Annotated in this window: 14 protein-coding genes and 1 pseudogene; 10 read left to right on the forward strand and 5 right to left on the reverse strand. The window is 32.7% G+C overall.

Annotation, left to right across the window (positions count from 1 at the left end; all coding sequences use genetic code 11):
* Window positions 1-193 precede the first annotated feature (193 nt).
* Window positions 194-1,225 carry a YeiH family protein gene (locus tag LGAS_RS04560; protein WP_003647365.1) on the forward strand — a complete coding sequence of 344 codons (1,032 nt, stop codon included), beginning with the start codon at window positions 194-196 and terminating at the stop codon, window positions 1,223-1,225.
* A gap of 45 nt (window positions 1,226-1,270) precedes the next feature.
* Here the strand turns inward: LGAS_RS04560 and LGAS_RS04565 are convergent, their stop codons facing one another.
* Complete coding sequence (locus LGAS_RS04565; RefSeq protein WP_003647364.1) at window positions 1,271-1,729, reverse strand: hypothetical protein; 459 nt, start codon at window positions 1,727-1,729, stop codon at window positions 1,271-1,273.
* Here LGAS_RS04565 and LGAS_RS09420 point away from each other — a divergent pair.
* Window positions 1,724-1,930, forward strand: a pseudogene (locus LGAS_RS09420) (P-loop NTPase family protein); the annotation flags it as partial. The gene LGAS_RS04565 and the pseudogene LGAS_RS09420 sit on opposite strands and share 6 nt — an antisense overlap.
* A 375-nt stretch (window positions 1,931-2,305) precedes the next feature.
* On the opposite strand, the gene LGAS_RS04575 reads toward LGAS_RS09420, so the two are convergent.
* The gene (locus LGAS_RS04575) at window positions 2,306-2,563 is read right to left on the reverse strand and encodes an AbrB/MazE/SpoVT family DNA-binding domain-containing protein (protein WP_003647361.1); all 258 of its coding nucleotides are present in this window, start codon (window positions 2,561-2,563) and stop codon (window positions 2,306-2,308) included.
* Between the two features lie 123 nt (window positions 2,564-2,686).
* On the opposite strand from LGAS_RS04575, the gene LGAS_RS04580 reads away from it, so the two are divergent.
* The 5 genes from LGAS_RS04580 to LGAS_RS04600 all read left to right on the forward strand — a co-directional run bounded on the left by LGAS_RS04580 (window position 2,687) and on the right by LGAS_RS04600 (window position 6,203).
* The gene (locus tag LGAS_RS04580) at window positions 2,687-2,962 is read left to right on the forward strand and encodes a helix-turn-helix transcriptional regulator (RefSeq protein ID WP_003647360.1); all 276 of its coding nucleotides are present in this window, start codon (window positions 2,687-2,689) and stop codon (window positions 2,960-2,962) included.
* A gap of 154 nt (window positions 2,963-3,116) precedes the next feature.
* On the forward strand, window positions 3,117-3,950 hold the full coding sequence (locus LGAS_RS04585; RefSeq protein ID WP_003647359.1) for an Rpn family recombination-promoting nuclease/putative transposase: 834 nt from the start codon (window positions 3,117-3,119) through the stop codon (window positions 3,948-3,950).
* A 286-nt stretch (window positions 3,951-4,236) separates the two neighbouring features.
* Window positions 4,237-4,875, forward strand: coding sequence for an ABC transporter ATP-binding protein (locus LGAS_RS04590; protein ID WP_003647358.1), 639 nt, complete (start codon window positions 4,237-4,239; stop codon window positions 4,873-4,875).
* Window positions 4,872-5,633, forward strand: a complete 762-nt coding sequence (locus LGAS_RS04595) for an ABC transporter permease (protein WP_003647357.1) — start codon at window positions 4,872-4,874, stop codon at window positions 5,631-5,633. Before LGAS_RS04590 ends, LGAS_RS04595 begins: the two co-directional genes overlap by 4 nt.
* Window positions 5,634-5,681: 48 nt before the next feature.
* Window positions 5,682-6,203 carry a GNAT family N-acetyltransferase gene (locus tag LGAS_RS04600; protein WP_003647356.1) on the forward strand — a complete coding sequence of 174 codons (522 nt, stop codon included), beginning with the start codon at window positions 5,682-5,684 and terminating at the stop codon, window positions 6,201-6,203.
* Between the two features lie 236 nt (window positions 6,204-6,439).
* On the opposite strand, the gene LGAS_RS04605 is transcribed toward LGAS_RS04600, so the two are convergent.
* The 3 genes from LGAS_RS04605 to LGAS_RS04615 form a co-directional block, all read right to left on the reverse strand.
* Entirely contained in the window at window positions 6,440-6,853 is a 414-nt protein-coding gene (locus tag LGAS_RS04605) for a DUF3021 domain-containing protein (RefSeq protein WP_003647355.1), read from the reverse strand.
* Window position 6,854: 1 nt separating this feature from the next.
* On the reverse strand, window positions 6,855-7,292 hold the full coding sequence (locus LGAS_RS04610) for a LytTR family DNA-binding domain-containing protein (RefSeq protein ID WP_003647354.1): 438 nt from the start codon (window positions 7,290-7,292) through the stop codon (window positions 6,855-6,857).
* Window positions 7,293-7,559: 267 nt separating this feature from the next.
* A complete protein-coding gene (locus tag LGAS_RS04615) occupies window positions 7,560-8,243 on the reverse strand; it encodes a TMEM175 family protein (protein WP_003647353.1) in 684 nt (227 codons plus the stop codon).
* Window positions 8,244-8,437: 194 nt separating this feature from the next.
* Between LGAS_RS04615 and LGAS_RS04620 the strand changes: the two genes are divergently transcribed.
* The 3 genes from LGAS_RS04620 to LGAS_RS04630 all read left to right on the forward strand — a co-directional run bounded on the left by LGAS_RS04620 (window position 8,438) and on the right by LGAS_RS04630 (window position 19,728).
* Complete coding sequence (locus LGAS_RS04620) at window positions 8,438-10,285, forward strand: mucin-binding protein (RefSeq protein ID WP_003656282.1); 1,848 nt, start codon at window positions 8,438-8,440, stop codon at window positions 10,283-10,285.
* A gap of 19 nt (window positions 10,286-10,304) precedes the next feature.
* Window positions 10,305-11,150, forward strand: a complete 846-nt coding sequence (locus tag LGAS_RS04625; RefSeq protein ID WP_003647351.1) for a zinc ribbon domain-containing protein — start codon at window positions 10,305-10,307, stop codon at window positions 11,148-11,150.
* A 124-nt stretch (window positions 11,151-11,274) separates the two neighbouring features.
* The gene (locus tag LGAS_RS04630) at window positions 11,275-19,728 is read left to right on the forward strand and encodes a mucin-binding protein (RefSeq protein ID WP_229036287.1); all 8,454 of its coding nucleotides are present in this window, start codon (window positions 11,275-11,277) and stop codon (window positions 19,726-19,728) included.
* Window positions 19,729-19,754 lie beyond the last annotated feature (26 nt).

A 19,754-nucleotide genomic window follows, 5' to 3' on the forward strand; every position in this document is an offset into this window, starting at 1 on the left:
CATCCTTTTTATATCAATGAAAATATTTGTGATTTCTTGAGCATATTGCTTTACTTTTAATTTTAAATCCGATAAGATATTATCTATAAGAAATTTTGCTTTCTAGAGAGAATCAATTTATAACACTATAAAATTGCAGATTCCGTAAATTTTCCTGGGTTGGAATAGGCAATTAAACTGGAGGTATTTTTTATTGATAAGTATTGTTAAAAGTAGATCATTTGGTTTAGCAGCAGTAATGACTTTAATTTGTTCTGTTGCTGGAATTTTTATTGCTAAATTGCCATATCTTAACTTAATTGGTGCTTTAGTAATTGCACTGTTACTGGGAATATCTTTGCAGGTTTTACCAGTAGGGGTTAGAGAAGAAGCAGCCCCTGGGATTGGATTTATTTCTAATAAGTTTTTGAGACTCGGAATTATCTTACTCGGCTTTAGGCTTAATTTAACCAAGTTAGCTGATGCCGGTATTAAAACTATTTTAGTAGCGATGTTGGGCGTTAGTGGCACAATCATCCTGACTTACTGGTTAAGTAAAAAATTCGGTGCCGAAGATGAATTAGCAGTTTTATCTGCTTGCGGTACTGGTATTTGCGGAGCAGCTGCTGTAATGGGTGTTTCTCCTCAAATTGAGAGCCGGGATGAAGAGCGCAAGAGAGAAAATGAAGTTCTTGCAGTTGCCGTTGTTTGCGTAATGGGAACAGTCTTTACATTATTTGAAATTGTGATTAAGCCAATGCTGGGATTGACTGATTCACAATTTGGAATTGTAGCTGGAGGTTCTTTACATGAAATTGCACATGCAGTTGCAGCAGGGAATGCCTTTGGTGAAGCTAGTTTAGATAGTGCCTTGATTATGAAACTTTCCCGCGTTCTGCTTTTAGCTCCTGTTGCTTTGATTGTTGGTTACTGGTATCAACGAAGACTGGTTAAAGAGAGTACGCAAGATCATACGCAAGCACCTAAAAAATTACCAATTCCATGGTTCTTAGGTGGCTTCATCTTGACTAGTATTTTAGGAACTTTCTTACCATTTCCACCAGTAGTTTTGGACGGTTTAGTTCAAGCAGCATACGTATTCTTAGGAATGGCAATGGCTGCTCTTGGAATTTCTGTTAACTTTAACGTGATTTTCAAGCGCGGTGGTACAGTCTTTGGCGCTGCGGCAATTAGTTCAACTTGTTTAATGATCTTCATGATTATCATGAGTAAATTATTCTTTTAAATATAGTAAAAAGACGATTGCACATTATTAATTGTGCAATCGTCTTTATTTTTGGTCATATTTACTCCATTGGTCTTGCAATTTTTCAATTAAAGGCTGGACTCGGTCTTTGTTTTGTTTTAGGTAACAAGCGTAAAATTTCTGATGCGCTACTTCATCTTTTAGTGGACGAACTCTGCGATTATCAGGTAAATTATGTCCCCATTGAGAATCTAAACTCGTTAAATTTGTCGTAAAGAAAGGTAAAACAGAGTATTGTAGAATCTCGCTGTATTCACTGGATTCATTTTGAAAAATGATTTTGCTATCTGGAATCTCGTCTTGGTAAATCTTAGTCCAAAAGCCAATTGGTGAAGGGCTTAAGATTGTTTTGCCTTTGAGCATCTTGAATGATAGTTCTTTATTTTTATTCAAGTTACATTCAGCTGGTAAGTTAACAGACATTGATTCTGTACCTAAGTAAGTTGAGGTAATATCGCGGTCTTCAATGGGAAAGTTAAGCAAAAGCGGGTTGCGTTAGCTAAGTCATTAGTTGAAAAGGCAGACTTATATTTGTGGGATGAGCCGGCTAATTACTTAGATGTGTTTAATCAAGATCAGTTGATTAAGTTATTGCGGGAAGTTAAGCCAGCTATGTTGTTGATTGAACATGATAAGTACTTTATTGAGCAAGTAGCAGATCAACGGATCGTTATATCGAATTAAACTGCATTTAAAAGGAGGATGATTTACAGCATTAGTGTAAAATCATCCTCTTTTTGAGTATAGTTAGAATTCTAGTCGCATTTGTTTGTTGCTGAAAAATGAACCAATGATTATTGTGCGATTCTTTTCGCTCACTCGGCAAAAAATTGCATATTTTTTGCCGATGGTTATTTTGTAAGTCGGTTTATCCAACTGATATTTTTGATGTACATCCTGATAAAGATAAGGGAAATCAGATAGTAATTGTATATTATGATAAATTAAAGAAATATATTTTGTTATTTCTTTATCGGAAAGAAGTAGATTATTCTTCCAGTAAGAAATTTCGTTAATTAGGGATGTAGTAAAATGGTCAGAATAAATGATAGTATACATTTATTTTCCCCAACCATATTTGCCAAACATAGCTTTCATTTCTTTCTCTGTAGCAAAGTTTCCAGTTTCAAAATCTTTAAAACTTTCTTCTATTAATGCACGATCATGTTCTAAATCATTTTTGCTCAAGTCGATAATTACTCGATGATTTTTTTTATCAATTGTATAGGAAAGTAGCTCTCCATCATGAACTCCCCAGTCTTTTGGAAAAATACTGCCAAGGGAATTTCCAATTTTTCTGACTTTTAGTTTTTTCATATTTGATCGTCCTTTCTTATTGTTTCTTTAGTATAACATGTTATAACTAAAACGAGATGTGCAAACTATTAGAAGATAAAAAGTATATAAAAAGATATGAAGAAAAATATGGGGTGAGATGATATGAGTAAGATCCAAAATTTTATTAAAAAAGATATTGAAAAGAATCCAAAGCTAAAGAAAAAATATGAACAAGCAAGCTTAAATCTCGACGCTGCTGTCTTAGTTAAAGATATGCGTAAAGATCTAGGAATGACGCAAGTAGAATTTGCTAAATATGTAGGGAAGCCCCAATCTACAATTGGAAGAATTGAAGCTGGAAATATGAATGTTTCTATAGGATTATTAAATGAAATTGCTAATAGGGCGCATAGGCAAGTAAAGTTAGTTTTGATTTAATTAATAAGCACAAAAGCCGGAGAACTCTAAAACTGAGTACTGTTTTTTTTTATGTTTACTAAAAATCTATTATTTTCTAAAAAATAACCGTCACGTTTGCGTAATAAATAGTGAGGATTGATTCCTTAAACTATTTATTAGGAGGATCTTTTTCGTGAAAGAAAAGAAAAAGCCAGATGTGGCGAAACTATTAGGTATCACAGACGATCTGATGTTTCAGAATGTGATGAAAGATCCAGTGAATTGCCAGATGTTTTTGCATGAAGTTTTACCAGATTTGAATATTCAAGATCTTACTGTGCGAACGCAGGAGAGAATTGCATTCAATAAGGAAGAGAAATTTTCAGTACTAGATGTTCTGATAAAAGACAGTAAGGGCAGAAGGTACGATATAGAAATGCAGGTCGCACCGCAAAAAGACTTGGATAAACGAGCACGCTACTACATGTATAAAATGATGGAAGCTGGATTTTTGCATCAAGGCGACGGGTATGGCGAATTGGCAGCTGTCTATGTAATATTTATTTTGCCTTTTGATCCTAAAGGCAAGGGGTTGAAAAGATACAGTTTCACTTACTCTGCTAGAGAAGATAAATCTGTTGAACTGAATGACGAATCTGAGGTAATATACTTAAGCAGCAAAGGAAAAAAGGGTGACGTGAGCCAAGGACTTGATGACTTTTATTCATTGATGGATGGTAAAAGTACTACAAATAGTAAATTTATCAAGCGAATCAAAAAGACGATGGATAATTATCGTAAAACCGAAGAATGGAGTGAACACGTGATGAATACGGAACAGATTAAAGAAATGGCACTTGCACAAGGTGTAGAAGAAGGAAAACGAGAAGCAACAGTTTCGGCTATCAGCAAAACAGTCAAGATGCTAAAAAGAATGAATCAAAGTAATGAGCAGATCTTGCAAGAACTAAAGCAAGATTATAGCGATGAGTTTTCTGATGAGGAGTTAGAAGAGTTTCTGAAGTAAGAGTACTTCTCTTCATAAGGAAAAAATTAATCGAAAAAGCACTGATTAATCAAGCTTTAATTAGAATGATTATCAGTGCTTATTTTGGTATGTTAAATAGTTTTCAAATAAAATCTTTAAGTAAGAAAATCGCAACCGACATCGCAATACTGAGCAGACATATTTACTTTTCTAGAACTCAAAGTTTGCTGAATTGATTACTGACCATATTTATTCCTCGCTTAAAAAAGACTATAGTTAATTATACGATGAAAACGTTAGGTTAATTTTATGATGGAGAAAATAGATGGCTATTTTAAAACTACGAAATGTAGCTTATCAAGCAGGGCAGAAGCAGATTCTACAAAATGTATCTTTTGAAGTTGAAGAAGGTGCTTTTTTGACGCTCATCGGGCCTTCAGGCGCGGGCAAAAGTACTATTCTCAAGCTAATTGCTAACTTAATTAATCCAACTAGTGGAAAGATTTTTTTTAGAGAAAAAGATATTATGAAAATCGATCCCTTAATTTATCGCAGAAGTGTTTCTTACTGCTTCCAGCAGCCATCTTTATTTGGAGAAAAGGTAGCGGATAATTTATCTTTTCCATATGAAGTTAGAAAGCAAGCAGTTGACCGAAAACGTTTATTGCAGTTATTGCATGAGGTAAGCTTAGAAGCAGATTACTTAGATAAGGACGTTACCAGCCTATCAGGCGGCGAAAAGCAACGAATTGCTTTGATTAGAAATTTGTTTTTTTTACCGGAAGTTTTGCTGTTAGATGAAGTGACCACAGGTTTAGATGAAGACAATAAGGCGATTGTGCATCAATTAATTGAGCGAGTTCATCAACAAGGTGTAACAATTATTCAAGTCACGCATGATCAGGATGAAATAACTGCAGCTCAAAATATTATTCGAATTAAAAAAGGTGGCATCCTCGAATGAAAAATGTCATGGTAAGTAATTGGTCGCTTGTCTTTGCTTTTGCATTGGTTTTAGTTTCGATTGCAATTTCTGCTAAAGAAAAACTTGGTTTAACTAAAGACATTCTAATCAGCGTAGTTCGAGCAATCGTTCAGTTAATAGTTATCGGCTATGTTTTAAAGTTTATTTTCCATGTAAATAATTATTGGCTAACCTTTGCATCAACCTTAATTATTATTTTTAATGCGTCGTGGAATGCTAATCAAAGAGACCCTAATCCCGATAAAAAGTTTTATAATTCTCTGATTGCGGAAGCTGCTGGTACATACGCCACTTTAGCGATCTTAATTCTTTCAGGCGTGATTAAGCCAATTCCAATGCAAGTTATTCCAATTACAGGAATGATTGCAGGCAACGAAATGGTAGCTATTGGCTTGTGCTATAAATCTTTAAATGAAAGCTTTCGTGATTTACGGCAGCCGCTATTAGAGAAATTAGCCTTGGGCAGTGATATTAAAACTGCTTCAATGCCAATTCTAAGAAGAAGCATAAAAACTGCGATGCAGCCAACGATCGATTCAGCTAAGACGGTTGGCTTAGTTAACTTACCAGGGATGATGTCAGGATTGATTTTTGCGGGAGTTAATCCCATTTATGCTATTAAATATCAAATTATGATTACATTTATGCTTTTAGGAGCAACAAGTTTGGGAGCAGTGATTGCTGGATATTTGGCCTACCGAAATTACTTTAATGAAAGAATGCAATTAAAAGGTTGAGTTGTTAGAATAGATGTTAAATTTGACACAGAAGGGGAAATTAATCTAATGAAAATCAGAAAAGCAAGCTTAGCCGATTTAACAAACTTATGTGATTTTTACCAGCAAGTTTGTGAAGACCAGAAGACTGATCAGTATAGTCCAGATTGGCATTGGGGCATTTACCCAAGTAAAGAAATATTGGCGAATTTCTTAAAAAATGCACAAATAATTATCGCTATTAAAGATGGTAAATTAGTTAGTGCTGGTGTTTTGACTGATGGTGAAGATCCTAACTATGCGCATGTTGCATGGAAGCATAAATTGGATGATAGGAAGATAACTGTGCTTCACTTGTTTGCTGTCAGTCAAAAAGAACGTGGTCAAGGAATTGCTGGCAAGATGCTGACTGAATTTGATAATTTTGCTAAAGATGCAGGGTATTATGCAATTCACTTGGACGTAATGAAAGGCAATCTCCCTGCTGAAAAGCTATATCAAAAACATGGTTTTGAATTTGCGGAAGAAGCTACAATTCATTATGAAGATGATGGCGACACTCAAGCCATGATGTATGAAAAAGTTTTATAGGGAAAGGTTTTAGACCATATTTTTAAAGAAAGTTGGCCGACAATTAGTTGATTATAGTTTCAATTAAACCTTAGGTAAGACGCTTTTAGAGGATCAGATTCATTAATTTTGAAAGGAAAACACGGTGGAAAAAGACTTAGATATAGCGAATATGCATGAGCAAATAAAAAAGCAGAAGGATAGATAAAAAGTGCGTATTATCAATGTTTTTTAGCGAAGATAATACGCATTTTTTATTACAATTTTTGATTTAATTTTTGAACTTGATTTTTTACTTGATGGTAAATACATAGCCAAATAATTAAGTAGCCGATAATGTAAAGAACTGTAAAAACAAGGAATGGTATCATTTGTAACTTGATCCAATCATTAAGGATATAGAAAAGAAGATAATCAAGGTAGATGACAATAGCATCAATCGTTGTTGCAAGACCGAATGGAATTCTTTCAACTTTAAAGATTGCGTTAATGCCACCAGCGATAAAAGCAAGTAAAAGACTGGAGATAATATTTTTATTTACATCTTGAACTGAAATAGTCTGAAATTTAATAGTAAATGAATAAATAGAGTAAAAGATTACAAGAATTAGAGGACCAAAGCCAGCCGCCTGTAGTCCACTTTTAACAAAGTTTTTGATAAAGTCTTTCATTTTAATTCAGTTCCTTTCTAATTTTGGCAAAGCAACGTCTTGAAACATAATCAGTTAGTCCATTTTTCATAATAATATTGACTCCAGAGTTTTTGGTTTCTTCAAAGTGGACAATATAGTGCCGATTGGCTATCGCTGATTTATTGATTTTCCAAAAGTTGGATGGAAGAAGATCAGTCAGTTGATACAGTCGCTTTCTAATATGATATTGCTTGTCATTAGTACAGATGGCTAGAACCTTATTTTCAACAATTGTAATCATGACAATATCTGAAAAGCTGACCATAGTTAAATCTTTATCATCGTAAGCTACAATTGTATTTGAATCGCCGTTTGATAAAACAAACTCTTTTAGTTGAGTTGAAAAATCACTTTTTTGATGTACATAAGCTTCCACTATTTCTGCTTTACTTGGTTCAATGAATAATTTGAATTTCATTTTTAACTCCTTTCAATTTTTATTATAGAGATTAGAAATAAAAAGACTTTATTTTGCTTGTTATCGGTTAAAAAGATGCATTAATCGGTAAAAAAAATAATAAATTAACGAATAATTAAATAAGATTTTTTGAAAAAATATAAAAAAGAACAATGATTTTCTATTTTGAAAAACTCATTGCTCTTTTTTTTGCATTTTGTTTAAGAAACTAAAATATTATACAAGCTAGTTATAAATACACATTTGATATAAAGGTTTGTAATTCAATCAGACTATTTTATTACGTTTAACAGGAAATAGAAATGAAGTAACCGGAATAACTAAGTACAGAATCATAGCTATTCTCGGAATAAATAATGACAGAACAATCAAGATTACATTTAAAAATAGAGTAACAGCAACCTTTCTAATAAATGATCTACTGATAATAATATTCATAATTTGTGAATATTTTGCTGTCTTTTTCGCACCAAAGTATTGAATTAAATATTCCAAAATTTTGGCAATTAAAAAAACAATCCCGAAGTTGGCAACTGCAAAGGTTGAGCTTTCAGCCATGATCCACTTAGTCATCACAGGTAGAAGAGAAAGGTCAGCTAGGAAAAAGAAATCTAGTATCGCAATCGTTTTTGTTGGTTTAAAAATATAGTAAGAAAAAGCCAAGTGAAGATCATACCAAAAGTCAGCGACTACAAAGAAAGTAATCAAAAAGACGATAATATTAGCAATAAATTGTTCATAATGAACTTCGTGAATTGCTGGCTGAATTTCTAAAACAATAATTGTGATAATAATCGCCATTACACCATCATTAAAGGCTTGTAAATGTTCCCAGAGTCTTTCGGGTTCTTTCTTTTGTGCCTGTGTTAATTCTTGTCGAACTGTTTTTAACTTTTCTTTTTCTTGATCTGAAAAATCGTTAAAATTGTGTTGGTGTTTATTTCTTCTCATTTTTATATTCCTATTCTATTAATCGATTTCTTCCCACTTATCTTGAATTTGTTCAATTAGTGGAAGGAGTCACTTTTTATTTTTCTTTCACAACAATACAAACAAATTAATAACATAATATATGAAGATTATTCAATATATTCATGAAAAAAAGTTACAATAGGAGTGAAAAGAAATAGTTATTTTAGGAAAATGTGATTGATTTGCTTAATATATTTTCAAAGAAAAGAAAAATAATTATCAATTTTGTAGATTCAGATACTAAAAATCAAATCATTACTAGCAAAACTTTTTTTTGTAAAAAGGGCAAAAAAATCAATATTGATTTAATTTCAATTATTGATGAGCTTCAAAATCATGGTTATCAAATCCCAGCTAGTTTTGACAGAAAGATGGCATTAACTTTTGGCAAAAAAGATAATAGTGTCAATATTAGTGTGTCACACCAAAAGAAGATTATTGATGTTAACCATATCACTAAGAATTTCCCGCTTAACCAAGTAAAAAGGACAATAAAACAAATAGTCCACTATTCTGGAGCAGGAAGCAGGACACCGATTGATAATGTTAATTCGGCCGAATTTTATCGAACTTTAGAAGTCGATGCAGTGACAAAAGAAATAGTATCGAAAACAACCTGGATTTCAGATACCAATACTTTTCTAAAAATTGGAGTTCCAACTTTACCGGGTTATGTTCCTGATAAAACTACAGTGGGTGGTAAGAAAATAGTACCCGATGATGGAAATCAAGAATATTTTGTAAAATATAAGCTAAATGAGCATCCCTCAACAAATAAACAAGCAGCTATTATTCAATATGTAAATTTAACGGCAAATAATGCTATCGTTAAAACTACTAAATTAGAAGGAGAACCAAATTTTCCTATTAATTACGATATTAATGATGATTTAAATGACTTAATAGCTAGGGGATTCAAGTTAGTTGACAATGGTTTTAATGGTAAAGGAATTCAATTCTTCGGCAATAATGATAGCTATGTTCCAGTCTTTATTGTGACACTTAGACGTGATGAAATAATTGTAGACTCGGCACATCCTTATCAAAAGGTAAACCCTGAAGAATACCAGAAAGATATAACTTTTACGATTAAGTTCGATGGTGCTGGCAAAAAGACACCAGAGAATATTATTAAAACCAAGCATTTGCAGCGAAAAGTATTATTTTCATTAGTCTTGAATAAAATAGTAGAAAACAATACCTATCCAACTGAATGGAAGACTATTCAGAAAGACTTTCCTAACAAGATTCAAGTTCCCGTCGTTAAAGGATATCATAGTAATCTTTCTCACATAGAAACTGAAAATATAAATAATAGCAAATCGGAGATCAAGGTATCTTATATTCGTAACAATAAAATAATTCCAGTTGATGAAAATGGAGAGTTGATACCTACAAAAGGAACTTTATATTTAGAAACAGATCCTAATGATCCAACTAAACTAAACACTAAACAGATAATTCCTCAAATTCCAGGCTACAGAAGTAATTACAAAATAATTACCCTATCTAATTCAAATAAAGATATTAAAGTTATCTACCAAAAAATTGCGAATAATTTTGAAAAAGATCAGTCTAATACTTACGTTCCTTCAAGTAACAACGATCAAATTGCAATTGTGAACTTTATTGACTTAGATAATGAAGGACAGCAGATAACTTCCTCAGGCCCCTTAATTGGCAAACCTAATGAAAATATCACAGATTTATATAGCACGTCGATTCCTTTAGCAGGGCTTGAAAAAGCAGGTTACCATGTTATTTTTAATAATTTTGACGGAAATAATAAAATTCAAAAATTTGATGGAAATGATTTAACAACACAAGTCTTTACGGTTGGAGTAAGTAAAAATTCTGAGCAAAATATGCAATTGCAACAATTGAAAAGCAGTGTTAATGAGCTTGTTAGTCAAAACAGTAATAATTTATCAAATCCAGTTGTTGCGAATTTAATGAATGTTCTTAAATCATTGATCGATTTGATTTCAATTTTGAATAAGGATAACAAGAACAAAAATTAAAAGAAAGCTGAATTTAAGAATGAATAAAAAGTGTCCAAATTGTGGTAAAGAAGTAAATCTTGGGGAAGCTAAATGTCCATTTTGTGGCTATGATTTTGTAAATAATATTAATGCCAAAATTCCAGCCGATTTGGGGATGATGGGCATAAGGCTAAATAATGTGCCAAAGAAGAAAAAGAAAGCTGAACCAGAAAATAAAAGGGTTGAAAAAAATACCACCCAAAAAGTAGCGGTAACAAAAGCAAAAGAATTAAAACATGCTAAAAAAAATAAAGTAGTTAAAAAGAAGAAAGGATGGCTATGGTTATTAGTTTGCTTAGCATTTTTGACTTTTGGCTATATTGGTTTTTATGTTGGAAGTAATTTTAATTCTACTCAGCATAGCATCTCTAGTGAAAGTAATCTTAATAGCAGTCATAATCATGTTAAAAAAAGTGCCACAAATGAAACTTCTTCTAAGCCACAAAATAAACAAAGTAAATCAGTTACGAAACAAGATCCTAATACAAAATTGTATACCCCTACGCAAGTCCAGCCTGTAATAAGCAATCAAGAAGAAATTAAAAACTTTTTAACGGGAGTATTTACTAAGCCGCAAGCAAATAAGTTTATTTCTGGTGAAAACAATTCTGATTTTCGTCAATTACGTGATGTAACTTTAAGTTGGGAACCCAATGATGTGAATATCAAAATTAAATTATTTAATGTTTCTCAAAAGGGTAATGATTACAATCTAAATTACCTAGTTTATTATAACTTTATTACGGGTAGAAAACAGATTATGGTTTATAACAATGGCTTGTTAACATGTGCTAATGGCGCTTTCCACATTGCAAGATTAGGATCTGGATGCCTGATCAAATAAATAACATATAGCATACTTTTCTATTTGTGTTATGATGAAATTGTGAATATATTATATGTGCCTAATTTCTTTATAATTGATGCTAAATTTAAATGAGATGGCTTTTATTTTTGGAGGAAAAGTTATGAATTTTAGGGATATGAAAAGGAAAGATCGCTGGAGTATTAGAAAATTGACTGTTGGAGCAGCAAGTGTATTATTGGGAACATACTTTGTTGCATCTTCTCAAGGCGTTGCTAAAGCTGATACCGTTAAGGACAATAATGTAAATAACAATACTGTTAATGAACAAACTAGTGAAAAGAAAATATCACAGCCAATTACACCAAATACTCAAGCTGTAGTTATTGCAAAAAACAATCATCAAAATAGTGAGAATAATACTGCCAATTTACAAAATAAGGCTGACCTAATTAGACAAAATAATCAAAAAATCATTAATAGGCTAACTGTACAAAAAAATACCATTCAAAAGGTTGAGAACAGCACTTTTTCTGAGATAAAAACTAGAGAAGCAGCTAATACTCAACCTTTTAATATTGCAAAAAATAGTTCAAAAGCAGTCACTACTAATTCTAATGATGGGCTTGATGAATCAACTTTTGGCAAAGTTGACGTTAGTAGTTGGGATACAGAAACTGTTAATAATGGGTTAGATATTACTGGCTACCATGGCAGTGATCAAGAACATCTAGTTATTCCAAACGCTGCTGATTTTACTAAGGCCGGAAAGTTAACTGATGAGAATGCAGTTATTACAGTAAATGCAGCTAAGTTTAAAAAGATTCTAAATACAATTAAACCAACTACTGTAGCTATCAGTAAAACAGATAATAAGAAAGTTCAAGTTTCAGATAAAACTGCTTTTGGTGGAAATTTAACTACTGAAAATGGAGTTAGCACAAATGATCCTAATTTGAAACAGATGGATCTTACCAATTTAGATACCAGCAATTTGACTGATATGAGTGGCATGTTTTGCGGAGCATATAAGGTTAAGTCATTAGGTAATTTAAGTGGCTGGGATGTTTCTCATGTTACCAATATGCAACAGATGTTTGACGAGAATACTTATGATAGTCCAGCTCTAGAGTCATTAGATGGCATTAACAAGTGGAATGTAAGCAATGTCCAAAATATATTGTGTCTTTTTAGAAACGATACTAATTTAAAAGATATTGATATTTCTGGCTGGGATTTAAGTAAAGCAACGGGAGGGTGGACGACTGGACAAGTGTTTGCCAGCTTTACTAATATTAGCAAGACAGTTATTAATCTTAATAATGTAAAGTTGCCTTCTGATTTTAATTTGGAAACCAGTTTTGCAAACGGCCAGGTTGTAATTACAAATAATGGTGATCTTTTACAATTAGATACCACTTCGAAGACTCCATTTAAAGACAACTTAACTTTTAGGCAATATAATAGTTGGGGATATTATGCTAATCCAACTGTCAAAACCTATAGTCACAGCATATTTTATGATTCAAAAGGTAGTTCTGATGCTAAAGCTATCGTTCAGGGCGTAATTGATACATTTTTACATAACAATTATGCAAATTATCAAAAAGTAACTATTCCTACCAATGCAGTATATCTTTCTACCAAGCCGAGTGATAGCGCAACTGCTATAGCAAATGAAACTTATGATATAGCTAAAACTGAAACTAGTGACACTACTTATCACGTATTCCGTGATGATGAAATTCCAATGCAATTAACGTATGTTGAGACGGATAATAATAAAAATCTCGGAACTGTTACTGTCGTCGGTAATGGAATAACTATTGTGACTCCTTATAATACTGGTCTGAATCCATTGCCTGTTACTAATCTTGCTGACTGGCTAGGTAACGATGATTATACAAAGTCAGATATGAGTATTACTGGGCAAAAACACTTTGGCTTTGACGGAATTGCAGAGCCAGTTAATGTAGAAATAAATTTAACTAAGAAAGTGATTACAGAGCAACGGACAGTTACTGTTCATTTGTATGAAAGAGACAGTAATGGCGATCCTGTTAAAGATAGTAATGGAAATTATGTATCTGTAGCTCCAGACCTTAAAGCAACTTTTAATTATCGACAGGATGAGTTTGTAAATTCTAAGGGTAAAGTTGTTAAGAAGAGTAATATTTGGTTATGGGATGAAAAAGCTCCTAAAACATATGATGGTGCAAATTCTCAAGAAGTAAATGTCGGATATATAGAGGGAGTTCAGTCAATTAGTAATGTGAAATGCTGGAAAGTTCCAATTAATAAAGAAGGGACAAGCTACATATTAGTTCCAAATGATGGAAATTGGTCGACAGTCGAATTTTCAACTCCTGCTGTAGATGGTTACTATGCAAATCCATTTATAGATAATATTGTAAACGGCTATCCATTGTTAGGTAGACCAGCTAATTTATTTGTAAATCCTAGGTTCAATAACTCTGTTCGTCCTGGCACGTCTGATACAAGTGATAGTAGTATTGCTTATACAAATCAAGATGGTATTTATGAAAATAAAAATGAACATATAATCTGGTATTTTCCTAAGGAAAATACAGCAACAATTAAGAGAACTATTAATTTTGTAAAAAATGATGCAAGTCATACTCAATTACAAGAAACAAGTACTCAGGATGTAAATCTTAATGGCTCCTTGGTGGCAGCTAATCCAAATGGTACTGGCAAAGATTACTTCACAATATATCCTGCAGAATATAATGATGCAAGTATTGTTACTGGCAGCCCAATTGCTGTGATAAATAATAGTAATAAACCTACATATAGTTGGAAAGCTAAAGATGGCCAAACAAGTGTAAATACTGATATAACCGGATATACAGTTTCAGCTGTTAAAATTGGGAACGCAGACTATTCAACGAATGAAAATGACATTAAATATGCCAAAGAAATTGCCCAAAATACTGCAACATTGGATTCTCCAGCAGATTTGAATATTTCTTTTGTATATGCACCTGCTAGCCTTACTAGTAGTTATGAATTTGTTGATGATGATAATAAAGAACAGGTGATAGAACCTGCTACGTCATTTTCAGGTAAGACTGGCGAAACTGTTGAACTTAATATTAAACTCCCAGCTAATTATGAATTAGCAAAAGGAAGCACATTACCAACTAGTTATACTTTTAAGCCTAGCGACAATGAACAGTTAAAAATTCATTTAATTCATCAAAAGAAAGTTTTATCGGATGATACTAGAACAATTAGACGTAAAGTAACTATTACTGATCCCGATGGTAAAGTTGATCCTAAGTCAACAACACAAAGTGTTTCATTTAGTAGAAGCGATACCTTAGATAAAGTAACTAATAAACACATTTATGGTAAGTGGAATAAGAATCAACAAACTTTACTAGCAATTGCTTTGTCAGTATTTGCTGGATATACACCATCTGGCAAGGTGGATGCAATTAATGTAACGGCTGATAGTAATAATCCTGCTGATATTAATATTAGTTACACTGCTGATAAGCAAAACAGTTTTTATCAGTTTGTAGACGATAATGAAGAGGGAGCTAAGGTTGGTACAAGTCATCCAATTTCTGGAACCACTGATGAAATGGTTGACTTAACTAAAGCAATAAAAGATTCAGTTCCAACTAATTATGATTTAGTTCCAGATCAAAGTATGAGTTATATCTTTAAAGCTAGTGATAATAAGCCACTTATAATTCATTTGACTCATCAAAAGAAAGTTTTATCGGATGATACTAGAACAATTAGTCGTAAAGTAACTATTACTGATCCTGATGGTAAAGTTGATCCTGAGTCAACAACACAAAGTGTTTCATTTAGTAGAAGTAATACCTTAGATAAGGTAACCAATCAGCATATTTATGGCGAATGGAATACAAAACAGCAAACGTTGCCTGCAATTGTTTTGCCTGTATTTCCTGGATATACACCATCTGGTAAGGTAGATGCAATCAACGTAACGGCTGATAGTAATGACCCCGCTGATATTAATATTAGTTACACTGCTGATAAGCAAAACAGTTCTTATCAGTTTGTAGACGATAATGAAAAGGGAGCTAAGATTGGTACGAGTCATCCGATTTCTGGAACCACTGATGAAATGGTTGACTTAACTAAAGCAATAAAAGATTCAGTTCCAACTAATTATGATTTAGTTCCAGATCAAAATATGAGTTATATCTTTAAAGCTAGTGATAATAAGCCACTTATAATTCATTTGACTCATCAAAAGAAAGTTTTATCGGATGATACTAGAACAATTAGTCGTAAAGTAACCATTACTGATCCTGATGGTAAAGTTGATCCTAAGTCAACGACACAAAGTGTTACATTTAGTAGAAGCGATACTTTAGATAAGGTAACTAATAAACACATTTATGGTAAGTGGAATAAGAATCAACAAACTTTACCAGCAATTACTTTATCAGTATTTGCTGGATATACGCCATCTGGTAAGGTGGATGCAATTAACGTAACTGCTGATAGTAATAATCCTGCTGATATTAATATTAGTTACATTGCTGATAAACAAAACAGTTCTTATAAATTTGTTGATGATAATGAAAATGAGGCTACGGTAGGTACAAGTCATCCGATTTCTGGAACCACTGATGAAACGATTGATTTAACCAAAGCAATAAAGGATTCAGTTCCAACTAATTATGATTTAGTTCCAGATCAAAATATGAGTTATATCTTTAAAGCTAGTGATAATAAGCCACTTATAATTCATTTAACTCACCATATTAGTGCAGTAACTAATGATTCCAACTTAACAAAGACGGTAAGTCGTACCATCAATGTTACAAAACCAGATGGAACAAAATTAGCACCAGTTGTTCAAAGGGTAAGCTTTATCCAAACAGCAACTAAAGACGATGTTACTGGAAAAGTTACATACAATAATGATTGGAAAGCAAATGGTAAAGATAGTTTTACAGAATATGATGCTCCAGTAGTTGATGGCTATACTGCTAATCCAGCTAAAATAGAAAAGTTTACTCCTAATGTTAATACTAAAGATTCAACTAAAAATATTGTTTATGAGGCTGGTTCTCAAAGTATAACTGTACGTTTTATTGATAAAGATAATAAAGATCAACAAGTGGGTGAAGCAATTTCTATTAATGGTGTTACAGGTAAGAGTGCTGATTTTTCTTCTGTTGTTGTTCCAGAAAACTATGTATTAGCAGAAGGGGAAAAATTACCAACTAATCATAAATTTACCGCCAATGATCAAACAGTTTATACGGTTGAACTAAGACATAAAACTGAAGATGCCAAGATTGATCCTAATGCTAAACTTAGTCAAAAAGTTAGTCGTACTATTTTAATTACCAAACTTGATGGTAGTGTCAATAAGATTATTCAAGAACATACCTTTACTCGTACTGGCGAGAAAGATATGGTCACTGGAAATATTAATTATGGACCGTGGTCAGAAAACGGAAGTTATACTTTCACAGCAATTATTGTAAAGAATATTGCAGGTTACGCAATTAGTGGCTCGGCTCCAAAAATGGTGGTAACACCGGAAACTAAGGACTCGACAGTCAATATTAGCTATGTTGCTAATGGACAGACTAATTATTACCAATTTATTGATGATGATTATCAAGCAGGAGATCCTGTAATTAATCAAAGACATGATTTTGCAGGAAAGACTGGTGAAGCGGTTAAGTTAAATATTTCAGTTCCTCAAAATTATGATCTGGCAAAAAGTAATGTTGTGCCGATTGCTTATACTTTCAAGACTAATAACAATCAACCAATTGTAATTCATTTAGTCCACCATCTTAGTGCAATCACTAATGATCCTAAATTAATGAAGCAAGTTACTCGTACCATCAATGTTACAAAACCAGATGGAACAAAATTAGCACCAGTTGTTCAAAGGGTAAGTTTTATCCAAACAGCAACTAAAGACGATGTTACTGGAAAAATTACATATCATCATGATTGGAAAGTAAACGGTGGAAATAGCTTTACAGAATATGATGCCCCAATAGTTGATGGTTATACTGCTAATCCAGCAAAGATTGAAAAGCTTACTCCTGATGTTAATACCAAAGATTCAATTGTAAATATCGTTTATAAAGCTGATTCTCAAAGTATAACCGTACGTTTTATTGATAAAGATAATAAAGACCAACAAGTAGGTAAAACGATTTCTATTAATGGTGTTACAGGTGAGAGCGCTGATTTCTCTTCTGTTGTTGTTCCAGAAAACTATGTATTAGCAGAAGGAGAAAAATTACCAACTAATCATAAATTTACTGCTGATGATCAAACAGTTTATACGGTTGAACTAAGACATAAAACTGAAAATGCAAAAATTGATCCTAATGCTAAGCTCAGTCAAAAAGTTAGTCGTACTATTTTGATTACCCAACTTGATGGTAGTGTCAATAAGATTATTCAAGAACATACTTTTACTCGTACTGGCGAGAAAGATATGGTCACTGGAAATATTAATTATGGACCGTGGTCAGAAAATGGTAAGTATACTTTCAATGATATTTCAGTGAAAGCAATTGCAGGTTATGCAATTAGTGGTTCAGCACCTGAAGTTGTAGTAACACCAGAAACTAAGGACTCGACAGTCAAGATTAGCTATGTTGCTAATGGACAGACTAGTTATTATCAATTTATCGATGAAGATTATCAAGCAGGAGATCCTGTAATTAATCAAAAGCATCCTATTGCAGGTAAAACTGGAGATAGAATTAATTTAAATATTACGATTCCTAAGAATTATGACTTAGCAAAGGGGAGCATATTACCAACTAGTTATACCTTTAAAGTTAGTGATAATAAGCCTCTTGTGATTTATTTAGTTCATCAAAAAGAAGCTTTGTCGGATGATACTAAAGCTGTTAGACGTAAAGTAACTATTACTGATCCTGATGGTAAAGTTGATCCTAAGTCAACAACACAAAGTGTTACATTCGGTAGAAGCGATACCTTAGATAAAGTAACTAATAAACACATTTATGGTAAGTGGAATAAGAATCAACAAACTTTACCAGCAATTGCTTTGTCAGTATTTGCTGGATATACACCATCTGGCAAGGTGGATGCAATTAATGTAACGGCTGATAGTAATAATCCTGCTGATATTAATATTAGTTACACTGCTGATAAGCAAAACAGTTTTTATCAGTTTGTAGACGATAATGAAGAGGGAACTAAGGTTGGTACAAGTCATCCAATTTCTGGAACCACTGATGAAATGGTTGACTTAACTAAAGCAATAAAAGATTCAGTTCCAACTAATTATGATTTAGTTCCAGATCAGAACATGAGCTATACTTTTAAAGCTACGGATAATGCACCAATTATGATTCATTTAACTCACCATATTAGTGATCTTGTTAATGATTCTAGCTTAACTAAGACAGTTAGTCGTACCATTTTAATTACCAATATTGCTGGTAAAATTGATAAAACTATTCAGAAGCATACCTTTACTCGTATTGGTAAGAAGGATATGGTTACCGGAAATATTAGTTATGGACCATGGTCTGATAATAGTAAGTATGCTTTTGCTGCAATGCAGGTGCAGGCAGTTAAGGGATACGCAATTAATGGTTCGGCTCCAGAAATGGTGGTAACACCAGAAACTAAGGACTCGACAGTCAATATTAGATATCTTGCTAATGGACAGACTAGTTATTATCAATTTATCGACGATGATTATCAGGTAGGAGATCCGGTAATTAATCAAAAACACACTATTGCAGGTAAGACTGGTGAAGATATTAAGTTAAATATTTCAATTCCTCAAAATTATGACTTAGTGCAAGGCGCTATTTTACCAACAAGCTATACATTTGGAGCAGATAATAATAAACCAGTTATTATTCATTTAGTTCATCAGCTTAGCAAAGTGGCTAATGATCCAAAATTGACTAAGGTAATTGCTAGAACGATTAATGTAACTAAAACTGATGGGACTACTAATTCTATTGTTCAAGCAGTTAAGTTTGTTCAGACGGCTATAAAAGATGCTGTTACAAATAATATTTCATTTATGAATGATTGGAAGAATGTAGGTTCAGATAGTTTTGCCGAATACAATGTGCCTGAAATTAAAGGTTACACTCCAAGTCAAAGCAAGGTAGAAAAGCTAACGCCGAAATTTAATAATCAAAATGAAATTATCAATATTTCTTACATTAAAAATAAACAGCTAAATCCTACAAAACCTGTTAAGCCAATTGTGACGCCGATTTCGTCAGATAATAAGGAACAATCTACTAACAAGCAACATATTTCAACTAATATTGCTGAGTCAAAAGTAATCACAGAAAATATGGAGCAACATATTTCTAAACCTAATAGAACTAATAATTTGATTTCTGAAAAAGAAAATGAGCCAAGATACATGTCTCATTCACAAGTAACTACTATGAAGAAAGTAGATGATGTAAAGAAACCAAAGCGTATCAATAAGATAAAGACTGAAAAAGCAACTTTACCGCAAACTGGTAATAATAATGAAAAAACGGCGGCTATAGTTGCAACTGGTTTAGCAGTTGATTTAAGTTTGATCGGTTTGGCTGGTTTAAAAAAGAAAAGATTAAATTAATCAATAGATATTTTAATTTCATAAAA

Origin of the sequence: Lactobacillus gasseri ATCC 33323 = JCM 1131, assembly GCF_000014425.1 — a bacterium.
Classification (GTDB): Bacteria; Bacillota; Bacilli; order Lactobacillales; family Lactobacillaceae; genus Lactobacillus; species Lactobacillus gasseri.